Genomic DNA, 23,153 nt, shown 5'->3' with positions numbered 1-23,153 from the left:
TGTCCGGCGCTTGTCTGTTCGGCGTCAGCCGCGGCGGGCGACCGCCCCGCCTGCGCCGGCCTTGGTCCCCGTCCCCGCTTTCGCCTTTGCCCCGGCCTCGGCCCCCGGGCTCGCGCCGCCCCCGCGCGTGGCCACGTCGCGTGCGCGCTGCCGACGGCCCATCTGGCGGACCTTCCGTACGGAGGCGATGACCCCGGCGACGAGCGTGCCGCCGTACAACCAGCCCGCCTGCACGGCGAGCGCGGTGACGACGGCCATCGTCTGCCCGCCGAAGCCGCCCGTCCCGCCGGAGATCGGCAGGGTGCCGAAGGCGAAGGCGATCGGCACGCTGATCGGGGCGGTCACCAGATCGGCGGTCCGCACCCAGAGCGCGGTCAACGCACTGACCGGCAGGAACAGCACCCCGTAGACCAGGGGCTCACCGTCGAACAGCAGCTCGTCCAGGCATCCGATCACGAACATGGTGGCGGCGGCGAAGAGCCCGGCACCCAGCCCGGTCAGCCGGGGGTTCGGGAGTCTGCGCAGGGTGAGCACGACGGGTGGCACCCGGCGCGTGGTCGGCGCGGGAACCCGGTAGACGGCGGCGGCCTCGGCGACGGCGCCTCGCGGACGGAGAGGGCTCTGCGGCGGCCGCGGCCGGCGCTGGGGGGGACGTGTCCTGTGCTGCTCCACCGGAACAACCTAGGTCGCATGGGTGTCGGATTCAGGCGATGGACACGCCCTTTGGGCGACCTTGGCGTTGCGTTCGACGGACGCTGGGCGTGTCGCGTCGAGGGGTGCCGCCATCTGCCGTACGGACTGCCGTCGGCCGCCGGGCCTGCCCGCCCGTAAACTGGGGGATCGGCCCGCGTCCGGGCCGCTCAGGCTCAGCCAGTCCTCACTTCAGGAAGTCGCCAACGTGTCGCTCACGATCGGAATCGTCGGCCTGCCGAATGTCGGCAAGTCGACCCTGTTCAACGCCCTGACCAAGAACGACGTGCTGGCGGCCAACTACCCGTTCGCCACGATCGAGCCCAACGTCGGCGTCGTCGGCGTCCCCGACCCGCGCCTGGCCGTCCTCGCCAAGATCTTCGACTCGCAGAAGATCCTCCCCGCGACGGTCGACTTCGTGGACATCGCGGGCATCGTGCGCGGCGCGTCGGAGGGCGAGGGCCTGGGCAACAAGTTCCTCGCGAACATCCGTGAGTCCGACGCGATCTGCCAGGTCATCAGGGCCTTCAAGGACGAGAACGTCGTGCACGTCGACGGCAAGGTCTCGCCGAAGGACGACATCGAGACGATCAACACCGAGCTGATCCTCGCCGACCTCCAGTCGGTCGAGAAGGCCGTCCCGCGGCTGACGAAGGAGTCCCGCCTCCAGAAGGAGAAGGTCGCCGTCCTGGCGGCGGTCGAGGAGGCCCAGAAGATCCTCGAAGGCGGTACGACTCTCTTCGCCGCGGGCATCTCGGCGGGCACGGAGAAGGGCAGGCTCCTCCACGAGCTGCACCTGCTCACCATCAAGCCCTTCCTGTACGTCTTCAACGTCGACGAGGACGAACTGGTCGACGAGGACTTCAAGGACGAACAGCGCGCCCTCGTCGCCCCGGCCGAGGCGATCTTCCTGAACGCCAAGATCGAGTCCGAACTGATCGAACTGGACGACGACGAAGCGCTGGAACTGCTCCAGTCCATGGGCCAGGACGAGCCCGGCCTCGCCACCCTCGGCCGCGTCGGCTTCGCGACCCTGGGCCTCCAGACCTACCTCACGGCAGGCCCGAAGGAGACCCGCGCCTGGACGATCAAGCAGGGCGCGACGGCCCCCGAGGCGGCCGGCGTGATCCACACCGACTTTCAGAAGGGCTTCATCAAGGCGGAGGTCATCTCCTTCGCCGACCTGGTGGAGGCGGGCTCGGTCGCCGAGTCCCGCGCCAAGGGCAAGGCCCGCATGGAGGGCAAGGACTACGTGATGCAGGACGGCGACGTGGTCGAGTTCCGCTTCAACGTCTGACGAGCGTCTTCGAACCGAACGGATGGCACATGTCCTATCCGGAAGCCCGCCACCACGGGGACAAGGGCGAGGTCAACGCGGTGTTCCGGCCCGCGAGCACCCCCGCCGACGTGCGCTCACCGTCGGGGACCGAGACACACTTCGTGGCGTCCAGTGTGTCGACCGGCGGGGAGTTCGGGCTCTACCGGATGGACATGGTGCCCAGGGGCGGTGGGCCGAGCACTCATTTCCACAAGACGATCTCGGAGTCGTTCTACATCCTGGAGGGCACGGTCCGGCTGTACGACGGTGAGCGCTGGATCGACGCCGAGAAGGGCGACTTCCTGTACGTGCCGCCGGGCGGGCTGCACGGGTTTCGTAACGACTCCGACGCGCCCGCCTCCACGCTCATCCTGTTCGCGCCGGGGGCGCCGCGTGAGGAGTACTTCGAGAAGGTCTCCACGGTCGGGCGGATGACGGACGAGGAGCGCACGGCGTTCTTCATCAAGCACGACACCTACTGGGTGGACTGACGGACGCCGTCCAACGGGCGTTATCGGTCGAGCCGTTGCCGGCGGAGCCGTATCCGCGGCAAAGTCCCTGCGTAAACCCCTGGTCATTACTTCGGGTGAACCCATGGCCCATGCTTGCGGTCAACAACCAACGGTTGCCAGGGTGTTGCTGTCTGTCAACCTGTTGGGAGTGGCCCTGTGGCATTCGGTGAGCAGCCGGCCTATCTGCGCGTCGCCAGTGATCTCCGGCGGAAGATCGTCGATGGTGCGCTGCCGCCGCACACCCGACTGCCGTCGCAGGCCCGTATCCGCGAGGAGTACGGGGTCTCGGACACGGTCGCTCTCGAAGCCCGCAAGGTGCTGATGGCGGAAGGGCTCGTCGAGGGCCGTTCCGGGTCGGGCACCTACGTGCGGGAGAAGCCCGTCCCGCGCCGTATCGCCCGTTCCGGCTACCGGCTGCCGTCCGGTGCCAACCCCTTCCGGCAGGAGCAGACCGAGGACGGGGTGCGCGGTACGTGGGAGTCGAGCAGTGACCGGGACGAGGTGGCGCCGGAGATCGCCACACGGCTCGGGATACAACCGGGCGACCCCGCGATGCGTACGCGCTACGTCTTCCGGGACGCGGGGGAGCCGATGATGCTCTCCACCTCCTGGGAGCCCCTGGAGGTCACGGGGCGCACGCCGGTGATGCTTCCCGAGGAGGGGCCGCTCGGCGGGTGCGGGGTCGTGGAGCGGATGGCGGCCATCGGTGTGGTGGTGGACAACGTGGTCGAGGAGGTCGGCGCGCGCCCGGGGCTGGCGGAGGAGCTCCTGTCGCTCGGCGGAGTACCCGGCCATGTCGTGATGGTCCTGGAGCGGACGTACTACGCGTCCGGCCGTGCGGTCGAGACGGCGGACATGGTCGTTCCGGCGGACCGCTACCGCATCGCCTATCACCTTCCGGTCAGATGACGGTCCGGTGAGGACCGGCTGACCGAAGCGTCGCCCCATCCGCCCGGGGTGGCGATGTACCTCCCCAACAGGCCGTCAGGCAGCGGGAGATGACGGGCGTTCACACCACCGCGCCCTCGGGACTCCGAATCTTCTTGGCCAGATGTGTACCTCTTTGTGTAAACGCGCATCCGCTGAGTGAAGGTCAGGCGTAGGCTCGGGCATATGCGGATTGGGGTTTCCAGGAGGTCGTCCGAGTGGTGCGGGCCGTTGGTGGGAGGGGCGCGATGACCGACAGCGGTGCTGTGCTGCCCTGGCTGGTCATACGTCAGGACGACAACGGAAACCGGTATCGCGTGGGCAGGTACGCCACGAAGGACGAGGCGCAGAAGACGGTCGACAGCCTCGACGCCAAGGGACCCAAGCAGCTCTACTGGGTCGAGCGCCTGCAGCAGACCAGCCGCTGACCTCACCGGTCGGAGGCCGTGCCCCCTCGTGGAGAGCAGGCCGTCCACCACGTTACGCTCCGGCACATGAGTGACGGCGGAGCTGCAACGGTCTTGATCGACACGGTCGCATGGGTCCGAGTGGAGCAGGGCCGGATCCTCTGCGCGCGTTCCCGCGGGAAGGATGTCTTCTACATCCCCGGCGGCAAGCGCGAAGGCGCGGAGACCGATCTGGAGACCCTGCTGCGCGAGGTCGAGGAGGAACTGGCTGTGGCCGTCCTTCCGGCCACGGCGACCCATCTGGGTACGTACGAGGCCCAGGCCCACGGTCAGCCCGACGGTGTCCTCGTCCGGATGAGTTGTTACTCCGGCGACTACCGGGGTACGCCGGCTGCCAGCAACGAGATCGAGGAGATCCGCTGGCTCTCCTACGCCGACCGGGGCCGCGTGGCCCCCGTCGACCAGCTTCTCTTCGACGACCTCAGGGCATCGGGCGAGCTGACATGAGCCTCCGTCAAGATAGTTCTTCTCGGATTACGGGTATGTGCTGATTAACCCCCCTATAAAGGGCATGGGCCTGCTGTCAGTCTGGGGAAGTGGTCGGCTTGATCGAGGCGGAGAGCACCTACGCCGAGTGGACCTTCCCTGCCGAGCCGGATGCCGTACGCACCGCACGCCACGAGGTACGCGACGCCCTCGGCGCCTGGCGGCTCGACCACTCCGTTCGCGATACGGCCGTCCTGCTGGTCAGCGAACTGGTCACCAACTCCCTGCAGTACACACCGGGGCCGATCGGTGTCAGGCTGGCTGTCGTTCCCGTAGGCCCTGCGGACCTCATCGGTACCGCGCTGCTGGTGGAGGTGTCCGATCCGCTCCCCGATCCGCCGACCGCACGGTCTCCCGGCCCCGACGACGAAGGGGGCCGTGGGCTCCAGCTCGTCGCGTGCTCCGCGCGACGCTGGGGTACACGCCGGGGGAATACGGGTAAGACGGTGTGGTTCGAGCTGCCGCTCCCTGGTTAGGAGTGTGGAGGGACGACGATCACGTGGGTCTCGGCTCAAAAAGAACGAGACTGTGCTGTGATCGTGAACGCCGTACCGGTCAGGGCCGTAGTGCTGAATACTGCGGGGATGGCCGGTCCGGTGCGTGAGCTGGAGGGGACGGTCGCGTGAGCGAGATACCTGGAACGGCGGACGACGTCGTGTGGCAGAGCAGTCCGCCCGGCTCGATCTATGACTACATAAGGGTCGCTTCCTTCTCGATCGGCCCCGACGGGCTGGTCGACCAGTGGAGTCTGCGGGCCGCTGAGCTGTTCGGGGTCACTCCCGAGGAGGTCAGGGGCAAGGACCCGGTCGAGGTGTTCGTGCCTTCCGAGCTGCGTACGCGAGGGCACAGCAAGGTCGCCGAGATCCTCGACGGCAAGGAGTGGACCGGGCTCGTCCCGTTCCAGGTGCCCGGCGAACGTGGGCTTCACGGCCTCGCCGAGGTCTATGTGATGCCCAGTGAGACCGAGAACGGCGAACGGGCCGCGCTCTGCATCGTCGTGGACGTCCGCGCACTGCGGCAGATCGAGACGGAACTCGCCGCGTCGCAGGCCATTTTCGGCCAATCTCCCTTTGGTTTCGTGCTGTTCGGCACGGACCTCACCGTCCAGCGGGCCAACCAGCGCTTCGCCGCGGTCTTCGGCGGCGCGGCGGACGACCACCGCGGACGCACGGTCCACGACTATCTCTCCCGTCCCGAGGCAGACCGGTTGAACGCCTCGCTCAAGCGGGTCCTGGAGACCGGCGAATCCGCCACCGACATCCAGATAGTCGGCGTCGCCCCCGGTGGCAAGGAACGCCGGCACTGGTCGGTCAACCTGTACCGCGTGCTCAGTGGAGCCGGTCGCACCATCGGCGTCGCCGGGCTCGGCAGCGACGTCACACGCCGTCAGATCGCCGCACGTGAGGCCGCGAGCGCCCGCCGCAACCTCGCGATCCTCAACGAGGCGAGCGCCCGAATAGGCAACTCCCTCGACCTGGAGACCACCGCCAAGGAACTCCTCGACGTCGCCGTCCCCGGCTTCTGCGACCTCGCGTCCGTTGATCTCTACCAGGGACTGCTCACCGGGGAGGAGGCCCCGCCCGGACGTGGCGGCTCCTCCGGCTCCGAGTCCGGCGGTGGCAGCGCCACCCTGCGACGCGTCGCCGTCGCCAGCGCCGTCGCCGACGCACCCCTGCTCGGAGCCGACCTGACGGGCGAAGACGCGGTCGAGCCTCCCGCGGCCGGCGCCGTCCACCGATACCCCTTCAACTCGCCCTGCGCGAACGCCTTGCGCACCGCCCGGGTCCAGACGGTGCCCGGCGGACCCGGCAGCCTCATCCAGTCCACCTTCGCCGTACCGATGGTGGCGCACGACACCGTCGTCGGACTCGCCCAGTTCTCCAGGACCAAGGGCAGTGAGCCCTTCGGGGAACGGGACCGCGCCCTCGCCGTGGAACTCGCGGCGCGCGCCGCCGTCTGTATCGACAACGCCCGCCTCTACCGCAGGGAGCACGAACGCGCGCTGATCCTGCAGCGCAGTCTGCTCCCACCGGGCGACCCCGAGGCCGCCGGGCTGGACATCGCCTGCCGCTATCTGCCGGGCAACACCGCCACCGAGGTCGGCGGTGACTGGTTCGACGTCATCGAGCTGCCGGGCCACCGGACCGCGCTGGTCGTGGGCGATGTCATGGGGCGGGGGCTGCGCGCCGCCGTCGCCATGGGTGAACTGCGCACGGCCGTACGCACCCTGGCGCTGCTCGACCTGGAGCCCGCCGAGGTCCTGTCCGCACTGGACGAGATCGCCCGTGGTCTCGGCACACCGAGCGGTGCCCAGCAGGCCTCGCGCGTCGCCCACAAGTCGCGGGACGCCGACCTCTCCGAGGTGTATCTCGCGACCTGCGTCTACGCCGTCTACGACCCGGTCACCCGCCGCTGCACCTTCGCCAACGCCGGACATCCCCCTCCGGTGCTCGTCGAACCAGGCGAGGAGGCGCTGCTCCTGGACGTACCACCCGGGATGCCTCTCGGAGTCGGCGGAGAGCCGTTCGAGCAGGTCGAGGTCGAACTTCCGGAAGAGGCACTGCTCGCGCTCTACACGGATGGTCTCGTCGAATCCCGCGACCATCCGATCGACGAGGGGCTGACCGCCTTCCGCCGGGCGCTCACCAATCCCGTACGGCCCCTGGAAGACGTCTGCGACCACGTACTCAACACGCTCGACACCCGGCACGGTGAGGACGACATCGCGCTGCTGATGGCCCGCATCCAGGGGCTGCCCGCAGAGGCCGTCGGCGACTGGCAACTGCCGCGCGAGCCGCGCTCCGTCGGCCGCGCCCGCGAGGTCGCCCGCGCCCAGCTCCACTCCTGGGGCCTCGAACCTCTGGTGGACACCGTCGAACTGCTCGTCAGCGAGCTGGTCACCAACGCGATGCGCTACGGCGAGGGTGAGATCAGGCTGCGGCTGCTCCGCGATCGCACACTCGTCTGCGAGGTGTGGGACGCGGGCCTCGTACAGCCGCGCAGGCGACGAGCGCGCGACACCGACGAGGGTGGGCGTGGACTCCAGCTTGTCGGGCTGCTCAGCGCGGCATGGGGATCCCGCCGCACCCCGCAGGGCAAAACCGTCTGGTTCGAACTCGCCCTGCCGGACGGGGACTCGACGACCGAGCCCACGGTCGAACAACTCCTCAGCATGTTCTGACCCCGGACCGTCCACTCCGGTCGGCCCACACGAACGGGCCGGCCGGGCCGGGCCCACCGCGTCCGTCTGCTCCGACAGCGGCAGGGGAGTCAGGCGCCCTTCAGCGCGGCGAACCGCGCCTCGACCTCCGCCGTGTCCCCGAGGCTCTCCAACTGCTCGAACTGGGCGTCCAGCGACGAGTCGGCCAGCTCCTGCTTGCCCATCGCCCTGGCCTCCTCCCGCCGCACCTTCTCCTCGAACCGGCCCAGTTCGCTTGTCGGATCCAGCACATTGATGTTCTTGACCGCGTCCATCATCTGATTCCGCGCCTGGGCGGACTTGGACCGGGCCACCAACTCGTCGCGCTTCGACTGCAGCTGCGTCAGCTTGGTCTTCATCTGGTCCAGCCCGGTCTTGAGCTTCGCGACGACCTCCGTCTGGGACGCGATCGTGGGCTCGGCGGTCTTCGCCTCGCTCTCCGACCGGAGCTGACGGCCGAGCGCCACCTTTGCCAGGCTGTCGAACTTGTCCCCGTCCTCGCTCCGGCCGCCCGCGCGCAGTTCGTCGGCCTTCCTGCTCGCGGCGAGGGCTTTCTCGCCCCATTCCCGGGCCGCGTCCACATCCTCCTGGTGGTCCAGCTCCAGCAGGCGCAGATTCCCGATCGTGGCGGCCACGGCCTCCTCCGCCTCCGCGATGTTGTTCGTGTAGTCGCGGATCAGCTGGTCGAGCATCTTCTGCGGATCCTCGGCCTGGTCCAGCAATTCGTTGATATTGGCCTTCGCCAGCCGCGCGACACGGCCGAGAATGGTCTGCTTCGTCATCGTGCTGCTCCTTCTTCGCCTGGTGGACAAGGGGAATCGCGTCAGAACCGCCCGCCCCCGCCCATCCGGCCGCGAGTGCCACCGCCGCCGAAGCTGCCAGGACCAGCGCCACGGCCACCCCCATGACCTCCGCCGAAACCCCCGCCAAAGCCCCCACCCCCACCACGTCCGCCTCCGCCGCCGAACAGGCCGCCGAGGATGATTCCGCCGAGCACGGCACCGCCGAGCCCATTTCCTGCCCCTGATACACCGCCGGGGCCGGACGGGTTCCCGAACGACCGCACATCCTGCTCGGCGAGGCTCTGCGCCTGCCTGGCCAGGCCGTCCGCGTGCTGGGCCTCGGCCAGCGCACCCTGCGCATCACCCAGCTCCGTCAGCGTGACGGCCTGGTCGAGCCGCCGCTGCGCCTCCACCAGTCGGGTGCGGGCCTCGCTGCCCACCGCCCCGCGATGTGTCGAGATGTAGTCGGCCGCTGCGCCGATCGCCGAGCGGGCGCCGAGCATCGCTTGATCGAGCAGCGCCCGCGCCCGGCGTCCACCCACTTCGCGCTCGCGCGCGCCCGCGAGAGCTTCGTCCAGCACCGCGTCCGCCTCCTCGACCCTGCGCAGGGCGTCGATCGGGTCGTACGGCCCGGCATCCTGCTCCTGCCGCACGTCGGCGACCACTGCCTCGGCGCGCGCGATCCGGCCCTGGAGATCCGCCGTGGACGTGCCTTCCGCCGTGCCTTCGAGCAGGCCGCGCGCGTCCGCCAGGTCGGTCTCCGTCTCGGTCAGCGAGCCGGGGAGTTTGCCGGCGGCCTCGGCGAGTTCGAGTGCGCGCCGCTCCACCGCCTCGACCAGCGTCGTCGCCTGGCCCACGGCGCTCTCCACCGCCCGTACGTGCACCGCCGCGCGGCCGTTGTCGCCCGCCTCGATCGAGCGCCGGGCGTCCCCCAGATTCGTCGTGGCGAACACCAAACGGTCATCGGCCTGTTCGACAGCACTCCCGACCGGGGCCGATGCCGATTCCGCGTACCGCTCGCGCATCGCGGCAAGAGTCGCGGCGGCCGTGACGTTCCTGCCGGTCAGCTCCCGGAACGCGGCCTCGGCGGCTGCCAGCGCCTCCGGGGCGTTGCGCTCCATGGCACGCAGCCGGTCGAAGTCCGCCGACTCGGCGTCCAGTCGGCTGTTGGCGTCCGTACACCGGGCGACGATCTCGTCCAGCATGCGACGCCGGGTTTCCTCGTCCTCCGGGAACGCGTCGTCGAGCTGCTGGCGCAGCCGGAAGGCGGCCGCCAGCTCGCCCTTCGCGTACGTCACCGCGTCCTGGAAGGGTCGTGCCGCTTCCTCACCGAACTGTGCCGTGGCGAAGCCGAGTTCCTCCTGGCTGGTGCGGACGGCGTCGTCCGTGTCGACGAGGGCCAGTCCTGCCCGCTGGTCGAGTTCCGGCAGTGGAGTCTGCGTCGGCCGCCCCGCATCCCCCCAGCCTTCCTGCCCGCCTTTCGGCGTCGTACGGGTCGAGGCGCGGCGCCTGCGCTTGATGTACGCGTACACGGCGAGGGCCACTACGGCGCCCACCAGGACGACAGGAAGGACGAGAGCGCTGCCCGCCCTGTTGGAGGACGCCTCGCCGTCGGGGTCCGCCGGGCCGGGCGTGACGGCGGGCGTGGGAACGGGTGAGCCGGCCGCGGTCGCCCTGTAGCCGTTCGCGGCTCCGATCGCCGCGCCCGCCCAGTCGTTCTGCCGGAGAGCCGGCTCGATGGCGGTCCGTGCCACCTCGGCGAGCTGGCCCTCGGTAAGAGGTGCGTCGGCCGCGGCGGAGTACGCGTACTGCCGGTCGTGGGTGGCGACGGCGAGCAGGATGTCGTCGCGGCCGAGTCCGCTGCGTTCGGCGGTCGCGTCGGCCCAGCTCTGACCGGACCTGCCGGAGAAGTCACGCACGTAGGCGACGAAGAGCTGGATACGGCTGTCGCTGTCCAGCCGGTCGAGGGACGCGGTCACCGCACCCGCCCGGCCGTCGAGGGCACCGACCTTGTCGGTGATCTGTCCCTGACGCGAAAGAGTGAGGGGATCCTCCGCACGGGCTTCCGGCAAGAGGGCAGGCATCAGCAGCCAGCCGGTCGTCACCAGCAGGGCCAGGAGACTCCGGCCGGCTGTACGAGTCCGGTTACGGCCTACGATCCGCATCACATTTGGGAGGCTATGTCCCGCCTTGGCCGTCCGCGACCGGACGATGCGCGACCTGTGGAGGCGCGTGAAGCGACGGGCTCAGGCCCCGTTTCGACCGGCGCCGCACACGGGGCGGCGCCGGTCGGCCCCGGGATCCGGGGCGCGGATCAGATACTGAAGCGCTCCTTGGCCAGCATCGGACGGATGCGTGAGGCGAAACCGCCGGTGCGGAAGGGGCGCTGCAGCAGACCGGGGCGGAGTTCCTGTGCGAGAGCGGCGGCGATCATGCCCTGATCCAGGGCGAGAACCGAGCCGCTGACGTGTCCGGTCGTCACATTGACCGAGTCCCGGAAGCCGTAGCCGTCGTCGTACGCGCCGAAGTCGTCCGCGATCGCGTTGAGATTGGCGAGGGCCTCCGACCTTGCGTAGGGGAGGGCGAGGAACGAGGCGTGCGGGGTCACGACCCCGTTGGTGTAGGCGGACGCGGGCGGCAGCGGCTCACCGTGCGTGACATAGGTACGGTCGGTGTTGGAGGCGTATCCGTCGATGTTCATGCCGATCGCGTCCACGCCGTACTCCTGGTAACCGCCTTCGGGCACCTCGGAGGGGGAGAACCCCCAGTAGCCGTACTCCGCCTCGTCCAGGCCGTGCTCGATCTGGGAGCGGACGAAGCGCCGGTGCGTGGTGCCCCAGGAGCGGGGGGACCACTCGGGCTCGGGCACGAACAGCGGCACCATCAGGGCTTCGAACATCGAGCCGCCCCAGGTCGGGACCAGCTTGCGGCCCCGGTAGGTGTAGTGCCCCTGCCAGAGCCGGACGCCGTCGACGGTGTCGTACGCCCCGCCGGGCGGCTGCTCCTGACCGTGCTCGGGAAGCATCGTGCGGAACATGTGCCAGTAGTGGTCCGAGGGAATGCTGCCGTCGGCGATACCCAGGTAACTGGCCATGCGCGGTTCGGTGTTGAGCGCTCCGTAATGGTGGGCCGTCGGCTCGCCGGTGTCGGTCCAGAAACCACCGCGGAGCTGGCCGGGGTTGGCCACCGGGTCCGCGGCGTCGTACGGCGTGTAGAAGTACGACCAGTCGGCGGTGGCCAGCAGTCTGCCGACCCGGCGGCGCAGCCGGCTGTCCGCGTCGGCGGCGATGAGCAGGCCCGTCACGAGCCACGCGTTGTCGACCGACGAGAGGAAGGGACGGACCGGGTCGCCGGTGCCCGGCCAGTTGGTGAGCACCGAGCCGTCGTGGGCGTCGTACCAGTTGAGCCAGAAGCTGTTGTGGCGTTCGAGCTTCTCGACGGCCGTGACGGTCAGGTCGAGCCGGCGGCGCAGGGTGTCCTGGTCGATGACGCCGAGTCCGGCGGCGGCGACGGTGGACCACAGCCCGCAGCCGATGTTGGTCGGCGAGGTGTTCTGCGAGGGGACGGGTCCGCCCGGCGCATCGAGGTTGATCTTGTCGGCGGCGAGACCGATGTCGGTCGTCATCGCCTCGATCGAGTGATACGTATCGCGGAACCAGCGGAGCAGCAGCGGTGTATCAGAGGCATGAACAACACGAGCACGCGACGCGGCTGCGGCCGGCGCGGACACGGCGGGTGTGGTGACGGCTCCGAGGGACAGGGCGGTGGCCCCGGTTCCCGCGGCGGCGAGAAACGTACGACGGTCCATGAGAGTCCAGCTCCCCTTGGCAGATGTGGAGTTGTGGCCAGGGCCGGTGCCTGGGCCAGGTCTTTGGCCGCCGCCATGGCCGGAAGTATGTCCGGAGGTCCGGCCATGGCGGCGGTGCTGGCACGGGGGCCGACGGCGGTCAGGTGCCGCCGGCCCCCGGGACTGTGGGGTGGATCAGGCGCGGGTGAGGCGCAGGAAGCGGATGCCCGGGTTGGGCAGCGGGACCGTCAGCGTCGCCGTGCCCGCGTCGTCGGCGACCACGGGCGCGAGGGGCTCCACGGGCAGCTCGTCGGCGGACCGCAGTTTCGCCCACTGGGGATCGTCGGGCCAGTCGCCGCCACCGAGGTCGTTCCAGACGGCCTGGATGTTGGAGTGCTGCTCGTCGACCCGGCGGGAGAGGGTGGTGTAGTCGGCTCCCGGCTCAAGTCCGTCGACCCGGACGGTCGCCGTGCGGTTCAGCGGCGCGGAGCCGTCGATCTTGGACTGGTCGAGCGTGCCGTTCCAGAGCAGGACGTCGACGGTGGAGCCGTCGTCGGCGCGGGTGGCCAGGGACTCCACGAGCGCCTCGGCGCCGTCGCCGCTCACCGCTGCGGGGATCCGCCCACCGGCCAGCTGGGAGAGGAGATACAGCGCCCAGAAGCGCGGCTTGCGCAGATTGCCGACTGTGAGCAGGCCGAATCCGCCGTGGAAGAGACGGGGCGGCCAGCCCAGCTCCTCGAACTGGTCGGAGGCGACCCAGTAGGCGAGCGCGTCGGTGGACGACAGGGCGCTCTTCATGCCGCGCAGGACGAACGGAGCGGCGAAGACGGAGTCGCTGACCCGATGGAAGTGGGTGGGGGTGACACCCCACTCGGTCCACAGGATCTCCGGCTCCGGCCGGCCGGTCGCTTCCGCGAAGGCGCGGGTCATCGGACGGAAGTCCAGGGGAGCGTTGCCGTAGGTGTGAGTGGAGATGAAGTCGACGGGGACGTCGCGCTCCTGGCAGTACTCGAGGAGGGCGCCGACCCAGCCGGCGGCGGCGGAGGACGGGCCGCCGACCTTGATCCGTTCGTCGACACCCTTCACGGCGCGGACGGCGACTTCGTAGAGCCGGTGGTAGTCGTCCTGGGTGCCGTTCCAGAAGACCTCCAGATTGGCCTCGTTCCAGACCTCGAACTCCCAGCCGGCGACGGTGTCTCTGCCGTACCGGTCCTGGAGGTGGACGGTCACCTCGCGGCAGAGGTCGCCCCAGTGCTCCCACACGGCGGGCTTGGACACCAGGGCCTGGTAGTCGAAGACCGTGTAGTTCGGATCGGCGGCGAGTTCCTTGGGCATGAAGGAGAGTTCGACGACCGGCTGGAGTCCGGTGGCCAGGAAACGGTCGTAGACCTCGTCCAGGCCGGAGAAGTCGAAGGAGCCGTCCGGCTGGACGGTCAGCGTCTCCGGAAGGAAGGTGCCATGTGCCCGGACGGAGCGGACGCCGATCTCGTCGCGGACGATCCCCAGCGCCTGGGCGTACTCCTTCGCGACGTCCGAGCCGCCCGCACCCGGCTTGTCCCAGGTCAGCAGGGAGAAGTGCTCGGCGCCGATCATCCTGTTCCAGACCCCGGGGAGGGGGGTGGCGGGTGCCGCCGCGTCCACCGAGACGGTGACCGGGGCAGGGCTGGAGCCGGCCGCCTTGGCGCAGCCGGGGGCCGCTTCGGAGAGGGCGCCGGCTCCGCTGTCGGACCAGGTCGCGACCTTGTAGAAGTAGCCGCGGCCCGGCTCGGCAAGGGTGTCGGCGTACGGGGGATGGGGCACGGCGAGCACATCGCCGCCGAGGTGGTCGAGCGGTTCGTAGGGACCGTTGACGGAGTCGGCGCGGTGCACGAGATATCCGAGCGCGCCCGCCACCGGCTGCCAGGTCAGCCGCACATGGCCGGTGCCGTCCTCGGCGGACAGGCCGCCGGGGGCGGGGAGTTCCCCGATGCCGGTGAGCCGCTGATCGCTGGGCTTCCCGATACGGGTCTCCCAGTCGGCGCGAGCGGTGGACTTCTCGGTCATGTCGGTACAAACCTTTTCGTCGATGAGTGCGCGGCGGTAGAGCGGCGGCGTCGGAGCCGCGGTACGCGTCGGGAAGGTCGGGAACGGCGGCTATTTCATGCCGGTGGTGGCGAGACCCTGAGTGAAGTGCCGTTGCAGGACGATGAAGACAAGCAGCACCGGCAGGATGATCAGGAGGGAGCCGACCATCAACATGCCGTTGGAGCCGTCCGATTGATTGGGGTCGGTGGCGAAGGTGGCAAGGGCCACCGGAAGGGTGTATTTCTCCGGGTCGTTCGTCGCGATCAGCGGCCAGACGAAGTTGTTCCAGGAGCCCAGGAAGATGAGGATCGAGAGCGTCGCCAGCGCCGGTTTGACCAGCGGCATCGCGATCCGCCAGAAGATGTACCACTCGCGGGCGCCGTCGATCCTGGCCGCTTCCAGCAGTTCGTCGGGGATCGACTGCATGAACTGACGCATCAGGAAGACCCCGAAGGCCTGGGCGGCGAACGGCAGCATCAGCCCGGCGTAGGAGTCGATCAGCTGGAGCTTGCTCATCAGGACGAAAAGCGGAAGCAGCATCAGGTTGCCGGGCACCATCAGGGCGCCGAGCACCAGCGCGAAGACCTTGTTCCGGCCGCCGAACCGCAGTTTGGCCAGCGCGTAGCCCAGCATCGAGCAGAACACCAGATTGGAGGCCGTTACCAGGACCGCCACGGTCAGGGAGTTGAAGAAGTAGAGGGGGACGTCGAGGCGGTCGAGCAGTTCACCGAAGTGCTCGAAGGTCCACTCGCTGGGGATCCAGACCGGAGGGCTGGCGGTCAGGTCGCGGTCCGTCTTGAAGGCCGACAGACCCATCCACAGGAACGGCGCCGCCATGACCAGCAGGCCGATCGAGAGCAGGACATAGACGCCGGACTTCCTCAGCCGTCCGCCGCTCGACGTCGGGACGCCGTCGCCGGGCTTGAGATCGGACCAGGTCGGATCCTTGGAGTCCTCCGGACCGGTGGATGAGGAGGGCGGGGGCGGGGGCGGGGGCGTGGCGGTGCGCGCGGCGCTCATTTCGTGTTGTCCTTCAGCAGACGGAGCTGGAGCACCGTGATCGCCATGATCACGACGAAGAGCACATACGCCATGGCGCTCGCGTAGCCCATGTGGAAGAAGTTGAAGCCCTCGCGGTACATGGCCAGCGACACGGTGAGCGTGCTGTCCGAGGGCCCGCCCTGTGTCATCACGAACGGCTCCTCGAACACGTTGAGATAACCGATGGTGGTGATGACCGTGGTGTAGAGCATCGTGGGCCGCAGCAGTGGCACGGTGATGCGGCGGAACTCCTGCCAGGTGCTCGCGCCGTCCAGCCGCGCAGCCTCCCGTACATCGGGCGGGATGGCCTGAAGACCCGCGATGAAGAGCACCATGACCGTGCCGAGATTGCGCCACACGGCCATCACGATCAGCGAGGGCATGGCGAGTGCCTCGGAGCCGAGGAAGTCCGGTGACGTCAGGCCGACTTCGGAGGCGAGGCCCGCGATCAGTCCGTCGGACGGGTCGAGGACGAAGCGCCAGACGACGGCGATCGCGACGATGCTGGTCACGACCGGGGCGTAGAAACCGACCCGGAAGAAGGTGCGGGCCCGGTCGATGCCGTTGTTGAGCAGGACGGCGACGAACAGCCCGAGTCCGACGGTCAGCGGTACGCCCACGACCACGAAGTACGCGGTGTTGAACAGGGCCTTGAGGAACTTCTCGTCGTCGAACAGCTTCGTGTAGTTCTCCAGGCCGATGAACTCCGCCGAGAGAGGATCGGTGACATTGCGCAGACCGAAGTCCGTGAAGCTCATGACGAGCGTCGCGGCGATCGGCAGAGCCATGAAGACGGCGAAGAGCGCCAGGAAGGGGGTGGAGAACAGCCAGCCGGCCATGTGCTGGACGGCGACGGGCCGTTGTCGCTTGTCGCGGTTCCGGCCGCCCGGCGGGGGGTGTGCCCCCGGGCCGGTCTTCACCGGGGCCGCGTCTGCGGCCGGTTCGGTCGTGGTGCTCATGACGACTACTCCACAAGCCCTTCGATCTCGGACTGGGCCTTCTTCGCGGCGTCCTCGGCGGAGGCCTTGCCCTGGGTCACCTGGGAGATGGCCTCATCGGCCTTCGAGGAGATCTCCGTCCACTGGGGCAGGACCGGCCAGGACTTGGCGGTCTCCATCTGCTCACGGAAGATCTTGAAGTTGGCGTCGTCGGCGAGTTCGCCGGAGTCCCAGGCGCTGGTGTTGGCCGGCAGGTCGCCCGAGCGCTTGAACCAGTCCTTCTGGCCCTCGGTCCCCGTGAGGTAGCTGAGGAACTCCTCGGCGGCTTCCTTGTGCTCGCTGTCCTTGGAGACGACGAGGCTGGAGCCGCCGGCCATGGAGACGGAGCCCTGGTCGGCCGGGACCTTCGCGATGGCCCACTTGCCCTTGAGGTCCGGGTAGTTGTCGTTGATGCCCGCCATGGTCCAGGGGCCGGAGTAGAACATCGGGACGTCGCCGGTGTTGAAGTCCGTCAGGACCTCGTAGCCGGGCTGGAAGCTCTTCTTGGAGAGACCCTTCTCGAAGTACGTGCCGTACTCCTTGAGGGCCTTGACGGTCTCCGGGCTGGTCATCGCGGCCTTGCCGTCGTCGCCGACGATCGAGCCGCCGGCCGAGTACAGGAAGGGGTACCAGCTCTGTACGGCGTCCAGGCCGCTGGACTGGAAGTAGATGCCCCACTTGGTGCCGGCCTTGTCCTGGAAGGCGGTGGCCGCCTGCTGGAGCTCGGGCCAGGTGGTGGGGGGCTTGGTGATGCCGGCCTTCTTCGCCAGGTCGGTGCGGTAGTAGAGGACGCGGGTCTCGACGTACCAGGGGACGCCGTAGACCTCGCCCTCCGCCACGCCCTGATCCCAGGCGGCGGGGAAGAAGGCGTCCTTCTTGAAGGTCTTGGTGTCGACCGGTTCCAGGACGCCGAGTTCGACGAACTCGCCCATGTAGCTGCTGCCCATCTGCGTCACGTCCGGCAGGGTGCCGGCGGCAGCGGCGGAGACCAGCTTCTGGTGGGCGACGTCCCAGCCGATGGGGGTGACCTTGACGGTGATGTGGGGGTTCGCGTCCTCGTACACCTTGGCCACCTCGGCGAGCTTCTCGCCCTCGGCGCCCATGGCCCACACGGTGAGGGTCTGCTTCTTGTCGGCGGCGACTCCCGCGCCCCCCGAGCTGCCGCATGCGGTGATCCCGGCGGCCATCGTGAGAGCGATGGCGGCAGAGGCGGTTCTGGCGGTGCGATGCATGGACGGCTCCTCCTTGAGCTCACCGATGTATGCGCTGCCTGTAAGCGCATACATCACTCTGCTGCAGGTATTCGGAGAACCGCAAGAGGGGCTTTGGTCACACTCGTGCAACATGTGGGACATCCGGAGGCCCTGCCTCCGCAGGCTAGGTGGGCTGTTTGCGTTGCGGAAGTGGTTGAGTCGATTCCGGTTGTGGTCATCGATGGTGGCCCGGGGTTAATGTCGCGCTCATGTCTGAGTTCGAGCACGGCTATCCCTTCGACCCGGCCTACGGCCGGACCCTCGACGAGCTGCTCGACATCCCGACGCCTGCCCCTCCGGACGGATTCGACGCGTACTGGCAGGACCGTTTCGCGGCCGCGGCGGGGGTGGCGACCGCGCCGGCCGTCGGGCCGCAGGAGGACGAGCGGGACGGCTGCCGGATCTTCGGGGTGTCCTACACCTCGGTCGGCGGGCTGCGCATCGGTGGCTGGCTGGTGCTGCCGGCCGAGGGGCCCGCCGAGCACGGTTTCGTGATCGGGCACGGCTACGGCGGGCGTCAGGAGCCGGGCGCCGATGTGCCGCTTCCGCTGCCCCGTAGCGCCGCGATCCTGCCGTGCGTGCGGGGGATGGGCTCGCGGAGCCGGCGGCCCGGCATCCCCGGGGAGGCCGAGAGGCATGTGCTGTACGGCATCGAGTCACGTGAGACGTATGTGATCGGCGACTGCGTGGCCGATCTGTGGTGCGCGGCGTCGGCGCTGCTGGAATTGGTGCCGGAATTGAGGACCGGGGCAGGGACGGGCGGGGACGCCGGCGCGCGGCTCGGGTATGTGGGGGAGAGCTTCGGGGGCGGGCTCGGAGCGCTGGCGCTGCCGTGGGACGACCGTTTCGCCTGCGGGCAGTTGACCGTGCCGACGTTCGGGAATCATCCGTTGCGGGTGACGCTGCCGTGCGTGGGGAGCGGGGAAGCGGTACGGGCGTACCGCGAGGAGCACCCGGAGGTCATGGACGTCCTCGCGTACTTCGACGCCGCGACCGCGGCGGGCCGGATCGGGGTGCCGATGATGGTCGCGCCCGCGTTGTTCGATCCGGCGGTGCCGCCGCCGGGGCAGTTCGCCGTGTACAACGCGCTGCCCGAGCCGCGTGAGCTGCGTGTTCTGCGGGCCGGGCACTTCGAGTACGAGGGTGAGAGCGCGGATGTCGCGGCGCTGGCGGAGGCTCGCCGTGAGTTCTTCGCCGCCAGGCTCGGCTGACCCGGGGCCGGGTCCCTAGGACCTGTCTTCGAAGTCCCGCCTGGCCCGCGACGCCTGGACGGCACCTCTCCCCCGTAGGCCCCGAGGGGGCCACGGGGGTGCCCCCTGCGTTGTCGGAGTCGGCCGAGTACGCCCAGTACGAGGCCGATCCTCCGCCTTGCGATGCACCGCACCAGCCGCCGCAGGCCCCGCCCTGCGGGCGGACGGCGCTACCCTGAAGACAGGCCCTGGGCCGTGTCCGACACATCCCGCCGGGCGCGCGACGTCCGGGCGCCCGCTCTCCCCCGTAGCCCTTCGGGCACGGGAGGTGCCCCCTGTGGTGTCGTCAGTCGGCCACGTACGGCTGGGTCATACCCAACGCCGATCCTCCGCCTTGCGATCGCACGCACCGAGGAGACACCGGCCGCTCCGGACGGCGCTGTCTGTCGGACACGGCCGGCCCAGGAGGGCAGCGAGTCCGAACGCCGGACCCGCCCCGCCCCTGCGGACCGTCAGCCGCAGCCGCAGCTCGCGCGGCGGGCCACCGAGACCGGGAGCATCAGGGAGACAGGCGCGCGCGTGGGGTCGGCGAGGCGGTGGATCAGGAGTTCCACCGCCTCCTCGCCCAGGCGGCGCATCGGCTGGCGGACCGTCGTCAGGGACGGGCGGACGATCCGGCTCAGCGGAATGCCGTCGAAGCCGGTCACGGCGATGTCGTCGGGCACCCGCACCCCACGCCGTTCCAGCGCGTGCAGCGCGCCGATCGCCATCTGGTCGTTGGCGAAGAGGATGGCCTGCGGCCGTTCGCGCCCGGCGGCACGGTCCAGGAGCGCGTCCGTCGTCCGTTCGCCCTCCGCCTGCGTCATCATCTCGGCGCGCAGGTCAGGCTCGTCGGCCACCGGCAGACCCGCTTCCCGGCACGCCTCCTGGTAGCCGCGGAACCGCGCCTCCGCGTCCGGTGATTCAGGGTCGCCGCCCACGAAGGCGAGTCTGCGCAGCCCGTGGCCATGGATGAGATGACGGGCCAGCTCGCGTTCCCCGTCGGAGTTCGCGACCTCGATGTGGTCGAGGTGGTCGAGGTGGTCGATCTCGCGCGGCCCGGCCAGCATCACCACCGGCAGCCGCCGCGAGATCACCTCAAGGTCCTCGGTGGGCACGGTCTTCGCCAGTACGGCGAACCCGTCCACCCGTCCCGCCACCTTGGCGACCAGGCTCTCCGGACCGCCCACCAGGGAGGCGGCGATCAGCAGCGCGTACCCGTGCCGCCGCGCCGCCCGCTCCATGCCGCGGATGATCTGGTCGGAGTAGAGCATGACGGCGGAGTCGTCGGCCTCGGCCTCCGCTTCCACCTCCGCGTCGGTCTCGGCGTCCGGGTCCGCGTAGTCGGGGAAGCAGAGCCCGAGGACGCCGGTGGTCCGGCTGGCCAGGCCACGGGCGTTGCCGCTCGGTACGTAGCCCAGGGCGCGGGCCGCTTCCAGTACGCGGTCGCGGGTCTGGGCGCGTACGGAGTCCGGATTCCGGTAGACCCGCGAAACCGTCGCAATGGAGACGCCGGACCGCTCGGCGACGTCGTACACCGTGGGGGCACTCAACCGATCCGACCGTCCGCTCTCGCCGCGCTGGTTTCTGACTGGTCACTCTCTGCCGGGCCCGTTCCACCGGGCCTCGCCTGTTGTGTATGCGCATTCAAACGCATTCACTGTAGGACGCCGGTCTGTGCAGGAGCAAGGTCACCCCCCTCGGGAGCGTCCCCGGCCTCGCTCGTCGCGCGTTCCGACGTGCCCCTCAGCACCACGAAAGAGAAGACCGCGGCCCCCACCATGACGGCCCCCGCGCCGACCGACGCCAGTCCCATCCCGTGTGTGAAGGCGTCCCGTGCCGTCGCCAGTACGCCCGCGCCGGTCTCCTCCGGGAGCCGGGCCGCGGCGGCCGCCGCGCCGCCCAGTGTCTCCCGTACGGCGTCGGCCACACCGCCGGGCAGTGCGGTGCTGACTTCGGCCGGCAGGGCGTCGTCGGCCATGTCCCGGCTGTAGATCGCCGCCCCGACCGAGCCGAGAACGGCCATGCCCAGCGCCCCGCCCAGTTCCTGGCCCGATTCGAGTACGGCGGCGGCCGAGCCCGCGCGGTCCGGCGGGGCGGCGCCGAGGGCGAGTTCGTTGGCGAGGGTCATGGCGGCGACGAGACCGCCCACGTAGATCGCGGCGGCCGTAAGGCAGAACCAGAGAGCCGAGTCCGTCCGGATCCGGGTCAGCCAGCAGAATCCGGCCGCCGCGAAGACGAAGCCGCCGCCCATGACGTACGCGCGGTCGGTGCGTTGCGCGAGGATCGCCGCCGTCGGCGCCGCCACGAGCACACCCGAAGCCGGTACGAGGCTCCAGAGCGCGGCCTCGAACGGGCTCAGCCCCTTCACGGACTGGAGGTACTGGGTGAGGAAGACCGCCATCCCCACCGTGGCGAACATCGCGAGCACATTCGCGAACACCGGCCCGCCGAAGGCCCGTCGCCCCAGCAGTTCGAGGTCGATCATCGGGTGGGCGAGGCGCTTCTGGCGGCGTACGAAGACATGGCCCAGCACCAGTCCCACCGCGACGGCCAGGGCGGGCCCCGGCGCGAACCCGTGCCGGGCCCACTCCTTGACGCCGTAGATGAACGTGAGCAGGGCGGCGAGCGAGAGAGCCGCGCTCACCAGGTCGAACGGCTCACGCGACGCCGCGGCCCCCGCCGCCGAAGGCGCCGAAGACGCCGAAGACGCAGACCTGGACTCCGGTACCAGGAACGGCACCAGCACCAGCAGCAGCGCCATCGCCGGCAGGTTGATCAGGAAGACCGAACCCCACCAGAAGTGTTCGAGCAGCAGCCCGCTGACCACCGGCCCGAGCGAGATACCGGTGGTCATCACGCCCGTCCAGATCGTCACGGCCCGGCCGCGCTGCTTCGCGTCGTGGAAGAGGTTGCGGATCAGCGCGAGTGTCGACGGCATGAGGGCGGCGCCGCCGAGCCCGAGCAGCGCCCGTACGCCGATGAGCGCGTCGGCCGAGTGCGCGTACGCGGCGGCGACCGAGGCCGCGCCGAAGACCGCCGCACCCCCGAGCACCAGCTTGCGCCGGCCGATCCGGTCGCCGAGCGCGCCCATGGTGATGAGCAGCCCGGCGAGTACGAAGCCGTACATGTCGAGGATCCACAACTGCTGGGTGGCGCTGGGCTCCAGATCCTGGCTGACGTAGGGGATCGCGAAGTAGAGGATCGAGATGTCCATCGAGACGAGGAGCAGCGGCAGCATCAGAACGCCGAGGGCGATCCACTCCTTGCGGCCCGCGAGACCGGGCGCGTGTGACGCGTATGAGTTCTCCATGGCCGGTACGTAATCGGCTCCGCGCGTACGCCGCAAACAGCTGCCTAGTGCACCCTCTCTGAGGCCCTGTGCGCAGGGGGATCAGGTGCTCTGGGTGCACTAGTACGGTAGGACTCATGGCCGTTGATCCGTCCTACCTCCCGCCGTCTTCTCCGCCCCCTCTCCCGCCCTATCTCCGCATCGCGGCCGAACTCCGCCGCCGTATCGCCTCCGGGGACCTCGTGCCCGGCGACCGCGTGCCCTCCACCCGCCGTATCACCGAGGAGTGGGGCGTCGCCATGGCGACCGCGACCAAGGCGCTCGCCGTGCTCAACCAGGAAGGTCTGGTACGGGCGGTGCCCGGCGTCGGCACGGTGGTCGCGGAGCCCGACCGAGGCCCAGGAGCGGCTCCCGGCGAGGGACTCAGCCGTGAGCGCGTCGTGCGCGCCGCCATCGCGCTCGCCGACGCCGAGGGGCTGGGCGCGCTCTCGATGCGGCGCGTGGCGACGGAGTTCGGCACATCCACGATGGCGCTCTACCGCCACGTCCCCAGCAAGGGCGAACTGGTGATCCTGATGTCCGAGGCGGTGTTCGGCGGCGCCCCGTCGGGCCCCGAGCCGGTCGGGTGGCGTGCGCGACTGACACGGGAGATCCGTTGGCTGTGGACCCAGTACGAGCGCCATCCATGGCTGGCCCGCGCCATGGCGGGGCTGACCCGGCCGATGGTCTCGCCGCACGCGATGAGTTACACGGAGCGGGTGCTGACCATCCTTCGCGGGCTCGGGCTCACGCCGCACGGGATGATCCACACCCATCTCGCCCTGTTCGGCTACGCCCAAGGTCTCGCGATGGCGGTCGAGTTGGAGTCACAGGCGCGGCAGGACACGGGGATGACGGCCGAGGAGTGGATGGCGGCCGGCGAGACGCGGCCGGATTCGGTCCGGTTCACCAACGACTATCCGGTCATGTCGACGCTCTTCGGGGACGGGGAGTTCGACCTCGAACTCGGCACGCTCTTCGACTTCGGGCTCGAACGGATGCTGGACGGCGTCGAGTCGCTGATCGCGCGGTCGCCCGAGCCGTAGAAGCCCGCCTTCAGGCGCGGGACGGGCCGACCCGCGGCCCGTCC

Annotated in this window: 19 protein-coding genes; 9 read left to right on the top strand and 10 right to left on the bottom strand. The window is 69.8% G+C overall.

The genetic code is table 11. The features are described 5' to 3' along the window. Positions 1 to 24 precede the first annotated feature (24 nt). Entirely contained in the window at positions 25 to 672 is a 648-nt protein-coding gene (locus tag ACFT9I_RS36670; protein WP_382571733.1) for a DUF6542 domain-containing protein, read from the bottom strand. Between the two features lie 226 nt (positions 673 to 898). Here ACFT9I_RS36670 and ychF point away from each other — a divergent pair, with 226 nt between their 5' ends. The 7 genes from ychF (at position 899) to ACFT9I_RS36635 (ending at position 7,581) form a co-directional block, all read left to right on the top strand. Then, the gene (gene ychF, locus ACFT9I_RS36665) at positions 899 to 1,987 is read left to right on the top strand and encodes a redox-regulated ATPase YchF (protein WP_382571731.1); all 1,089 of its coding nucleotides are present in this window, start codon (positions 899 to 901) and stop codon (positions 1,985 to 1,987) included. Between the two features lie 29 nt (positions 1,988 to 2,016). Further along, complete coding sequence (locus ACFT9I_RS36660) at positions 2,017 to 2,499, top strand: cupin domain-containing protein (protein WP_382571730.1); 483 nt, start codon at positions 2,017 to 2,019, stop codon at positions 2,497 to 2,499. A 177-nt stretch (positions 2,500 to 2,676) separates the two neighbouring features. Then, the gene (locus ACFT9I_RS36655; RefSeq protein ID WP_382571729.1) at positions 2,677 to 3,429 is read left to right on the top strand and encodes a GntR family transcriptional regulator; all 753 of its coding nucleotides are present in this window, start codon (positions 2,677 to 2,679) and stop codon (positions 3,427 to 3,429) included. 266 nt (positions 3,430 to 3,695) lie between these two features. Next, the gene (locus ACFT9I_RS36650) at positions 3,696 to 3,875 is read left to right on the top strand and encodes an SPOR domain-containing protein (RefSeq protein WP_069627026.1); all 180 of its coding nucleotides are present in this window, start codon (positions 3,696 to 3,698) and stop codon (positions 3,873 to 3,875) included. Between the two features lie 66 nt (positions 3,876 to 3,941). Then, positions 3,942 to 4,361 (top strand): NUDIX domain-containing protein, encoded by a 420-nt coding sequence (locus tag ACFT9I_RS36645; RefSeq protein WP_382571728.1) that lies wholly within the window; start codon positions 3,942 to 3,944, stop codon positions 4,359 to 4,361. 89 nt (positions 4,362 to 4,450) lie between these two features. After that, positions 4,451 to 4,876, top strand: coding sequence for an ATP-binding protein (locus tag ACFT9I_RS36640; RefSeq protein ID WP_382571726.1), 426 nt, complete (start codon positions 4,451 to 4,453; stop codon positions 4,874 to 4,876). Positions 4,877 to 5,022: 146 nt separating this feature from the next. Beyond that, complete coding sequence (locus tag ACFT9I_RS36635; RefSeq protein ID WP_382571725.1) at positions 5,023 to 7,581, top strand: SpoIIE family protein phosphatase; 2,559 nt, start codon at positions 5,023 to 5,025, stop codon at positions 7,579 to 7,581. Between the two features lie 89 nt (positions 7,582 to 7,670). On the opposite strand, the gene ACFT9I_RS36630 is transcribed toward ACFT9I_RS36635, so the two are convergent. The 7 genes from ACFT9I_RS36630 to ACFT9I_RS36600 all read right to left on the bottom strand — a co-directional run bounded on the left by ACFT9I_RS36630 (position 7,671) and on the right by ACFT9I_RS36600 (position 17,482). After that, positions 7,671 to 8,381: a PspA/IM30 family protein gene (locus tag ACFT9I_RS36630; RefSeq protein WP_382571723.1), complete on the bottom strand. Its 711-nt coding sequence runs from the start codon at positions 8,379 to 8,381 to the stop codon at positions 7,671 to 7,673. A 41-nt stretch (positions 8,382 to 8,422) separates the two neighbouring features. After that, positions 8,423 to 10,546 (bottom strand): TPM domain-containing protein, encoded by a 2,124-nt coding sequence (locus ACFT9I_RS36625; protein WP_382571745.1) that lies wholly within the window; start codon positions 10,544 to 10,546, stop codon positions 8,423 to 8,425. 149 nt (positions 10,547 to 10,695) lie between these two features. Beyond that, entirely contained in the window at positions 10,696 to 12,189 is a 1,494-nt protein-coding gene (locus ACFT9I_RS36620) for a glucoamylase family protein (RefSeq protein WP_382571721.1), read from the bottom strand. Between the two features lie 174 nt (positions 12,190 to 12,363). Further along, complete coding sequence (locus ACFT9I_RS36615; RefSeq protein ID WP_382571719.1) at positions 12,364 to 14,211, bottom strand: glycoside hydrolase; 1,848 nt, start codon at positions 14,209 to 14,211, stop codon at positions 12,364 to 12,366. A gap of 90 nt (positions 14,212 to 14,301) precedes the next feature. Continuing rightward, positions 14,302 to 15,252, bottom strand: a complete 951-nt coding sequence (locus ACFT9I_RS36610) for a carbohydrate ABC transporter permease (RefSeq protein WP_382571718.1) — start codon at positions 15,250 to 15,252, stop codon at positions 14,302 to 14,304. After that, a complete protein-coding gene (locus ACFT9I_RS36605) occupies positions 15,249 to 16,232 on the bottom strand; it encodes a carbohydrate ABC transporter permease (protein ID WP_382571716.1) in 984 nt (327 codons plus the stop codon). The genes ACFT9I_RS36610 and ACFT9I_RS36605 overlap by 4 nt, the downstream gene beginning before the upstream one ends. 5 nt (positions 16,233 to 16,237) lie before the next feature. Beyond that, positions 16,238 to 17,482 carry a sugar ABC transporter substrate-binding protein gene (locus ACFT9I_RS36600; protein ID WP_382571714.1) on the bottom strand — a complete coding sequence of 415 codons (1,245 nt, stop codon included), beginning with the start codon at positions 17,480 to 17,482 and terminating at the stop codon, positions 16,238 to 16,240. A gap of 230 nt (positions 17,483 to 17,712) precedes the next feature. Here ACFT9I_RS36600 and ACFT9I_RS36595 point away from each other — a divergent pair, with 230 nt between their 5' ends. Next, positions 17,713 to 18,714 (top strand): acetylxylan esterase, encoded by a 1,002-nt coding sequence (locus tag ACFT9I_RS36595; protein WP_382571712.1) that lies wholly within the window; start codon positions 17,713 to 17,715, stop codon positions 18,712 to 18,714. 491 nt (positions 18,715 to 19,205) lie between these two features. On the opposite strand, the gene ACFT9I_RS36590 is transcribed toward ACFT9I_RS36595, so the two are convergent. Next, a complete protein-coding gene (locus ACFT9I_RS36590) occupies positions 19,206 to 20,285 on the bottom strand; it encodes a LacI family DNA-binding transcriptional regulator (RefSeq protein WP_382571711.1) in 1,080 nt (359 codons plus the stop codon). A 104-nt stretch (positions 20,286 to 20,389) separates the two neighbouring features. Beyond that, complete coding sequence (locus tag ACFT9I_RS36585) at positions 20,390 to 22,045, bottom strand: MFS transporter (RefSeq protein ID WP_382571709.1); 1,656 nt, start codon at positions 22,043 to 22,045, stop codon at positions 20,390 to 20,392. A 116-nt stretch (positions 22,046 to 22,161) separates the two neighbouring features. Between ACFT9I_RS36585 and ACFT9I_RS36580 the strand changes: the two genes are divergently transcribed. Continuing rightward, the gene (locus ACFT9I_RS36580; protein ID WP_382571708.1) at positions 22,162 to 23,109 is read left to right on the top strand and encodes a TetR/AcrR family transcriptional regulator C-terminal domain-containing protein; all 948 of its coding nucleotides are present in this window, start codon (positions 22,162 to 22,164) and stop codon (positions 23,107 to 23,109) included. The last annotated feature ends 44 nt before the right edge of the window (positions 23,110 to 23,153 follow it).

Source organism: Streptomyces sp. NPDC057137 (assembly GCF_042670825.1).
Classification (GTDB): domain Bacteria; phylum Actinomycetota; class Actinomycetes; order Streptomycetales; family Streptomycetaceae; genus Streptomyces.
This window is presented reverse-complemented; position numbering and strand designations above follow the sequence as displayed.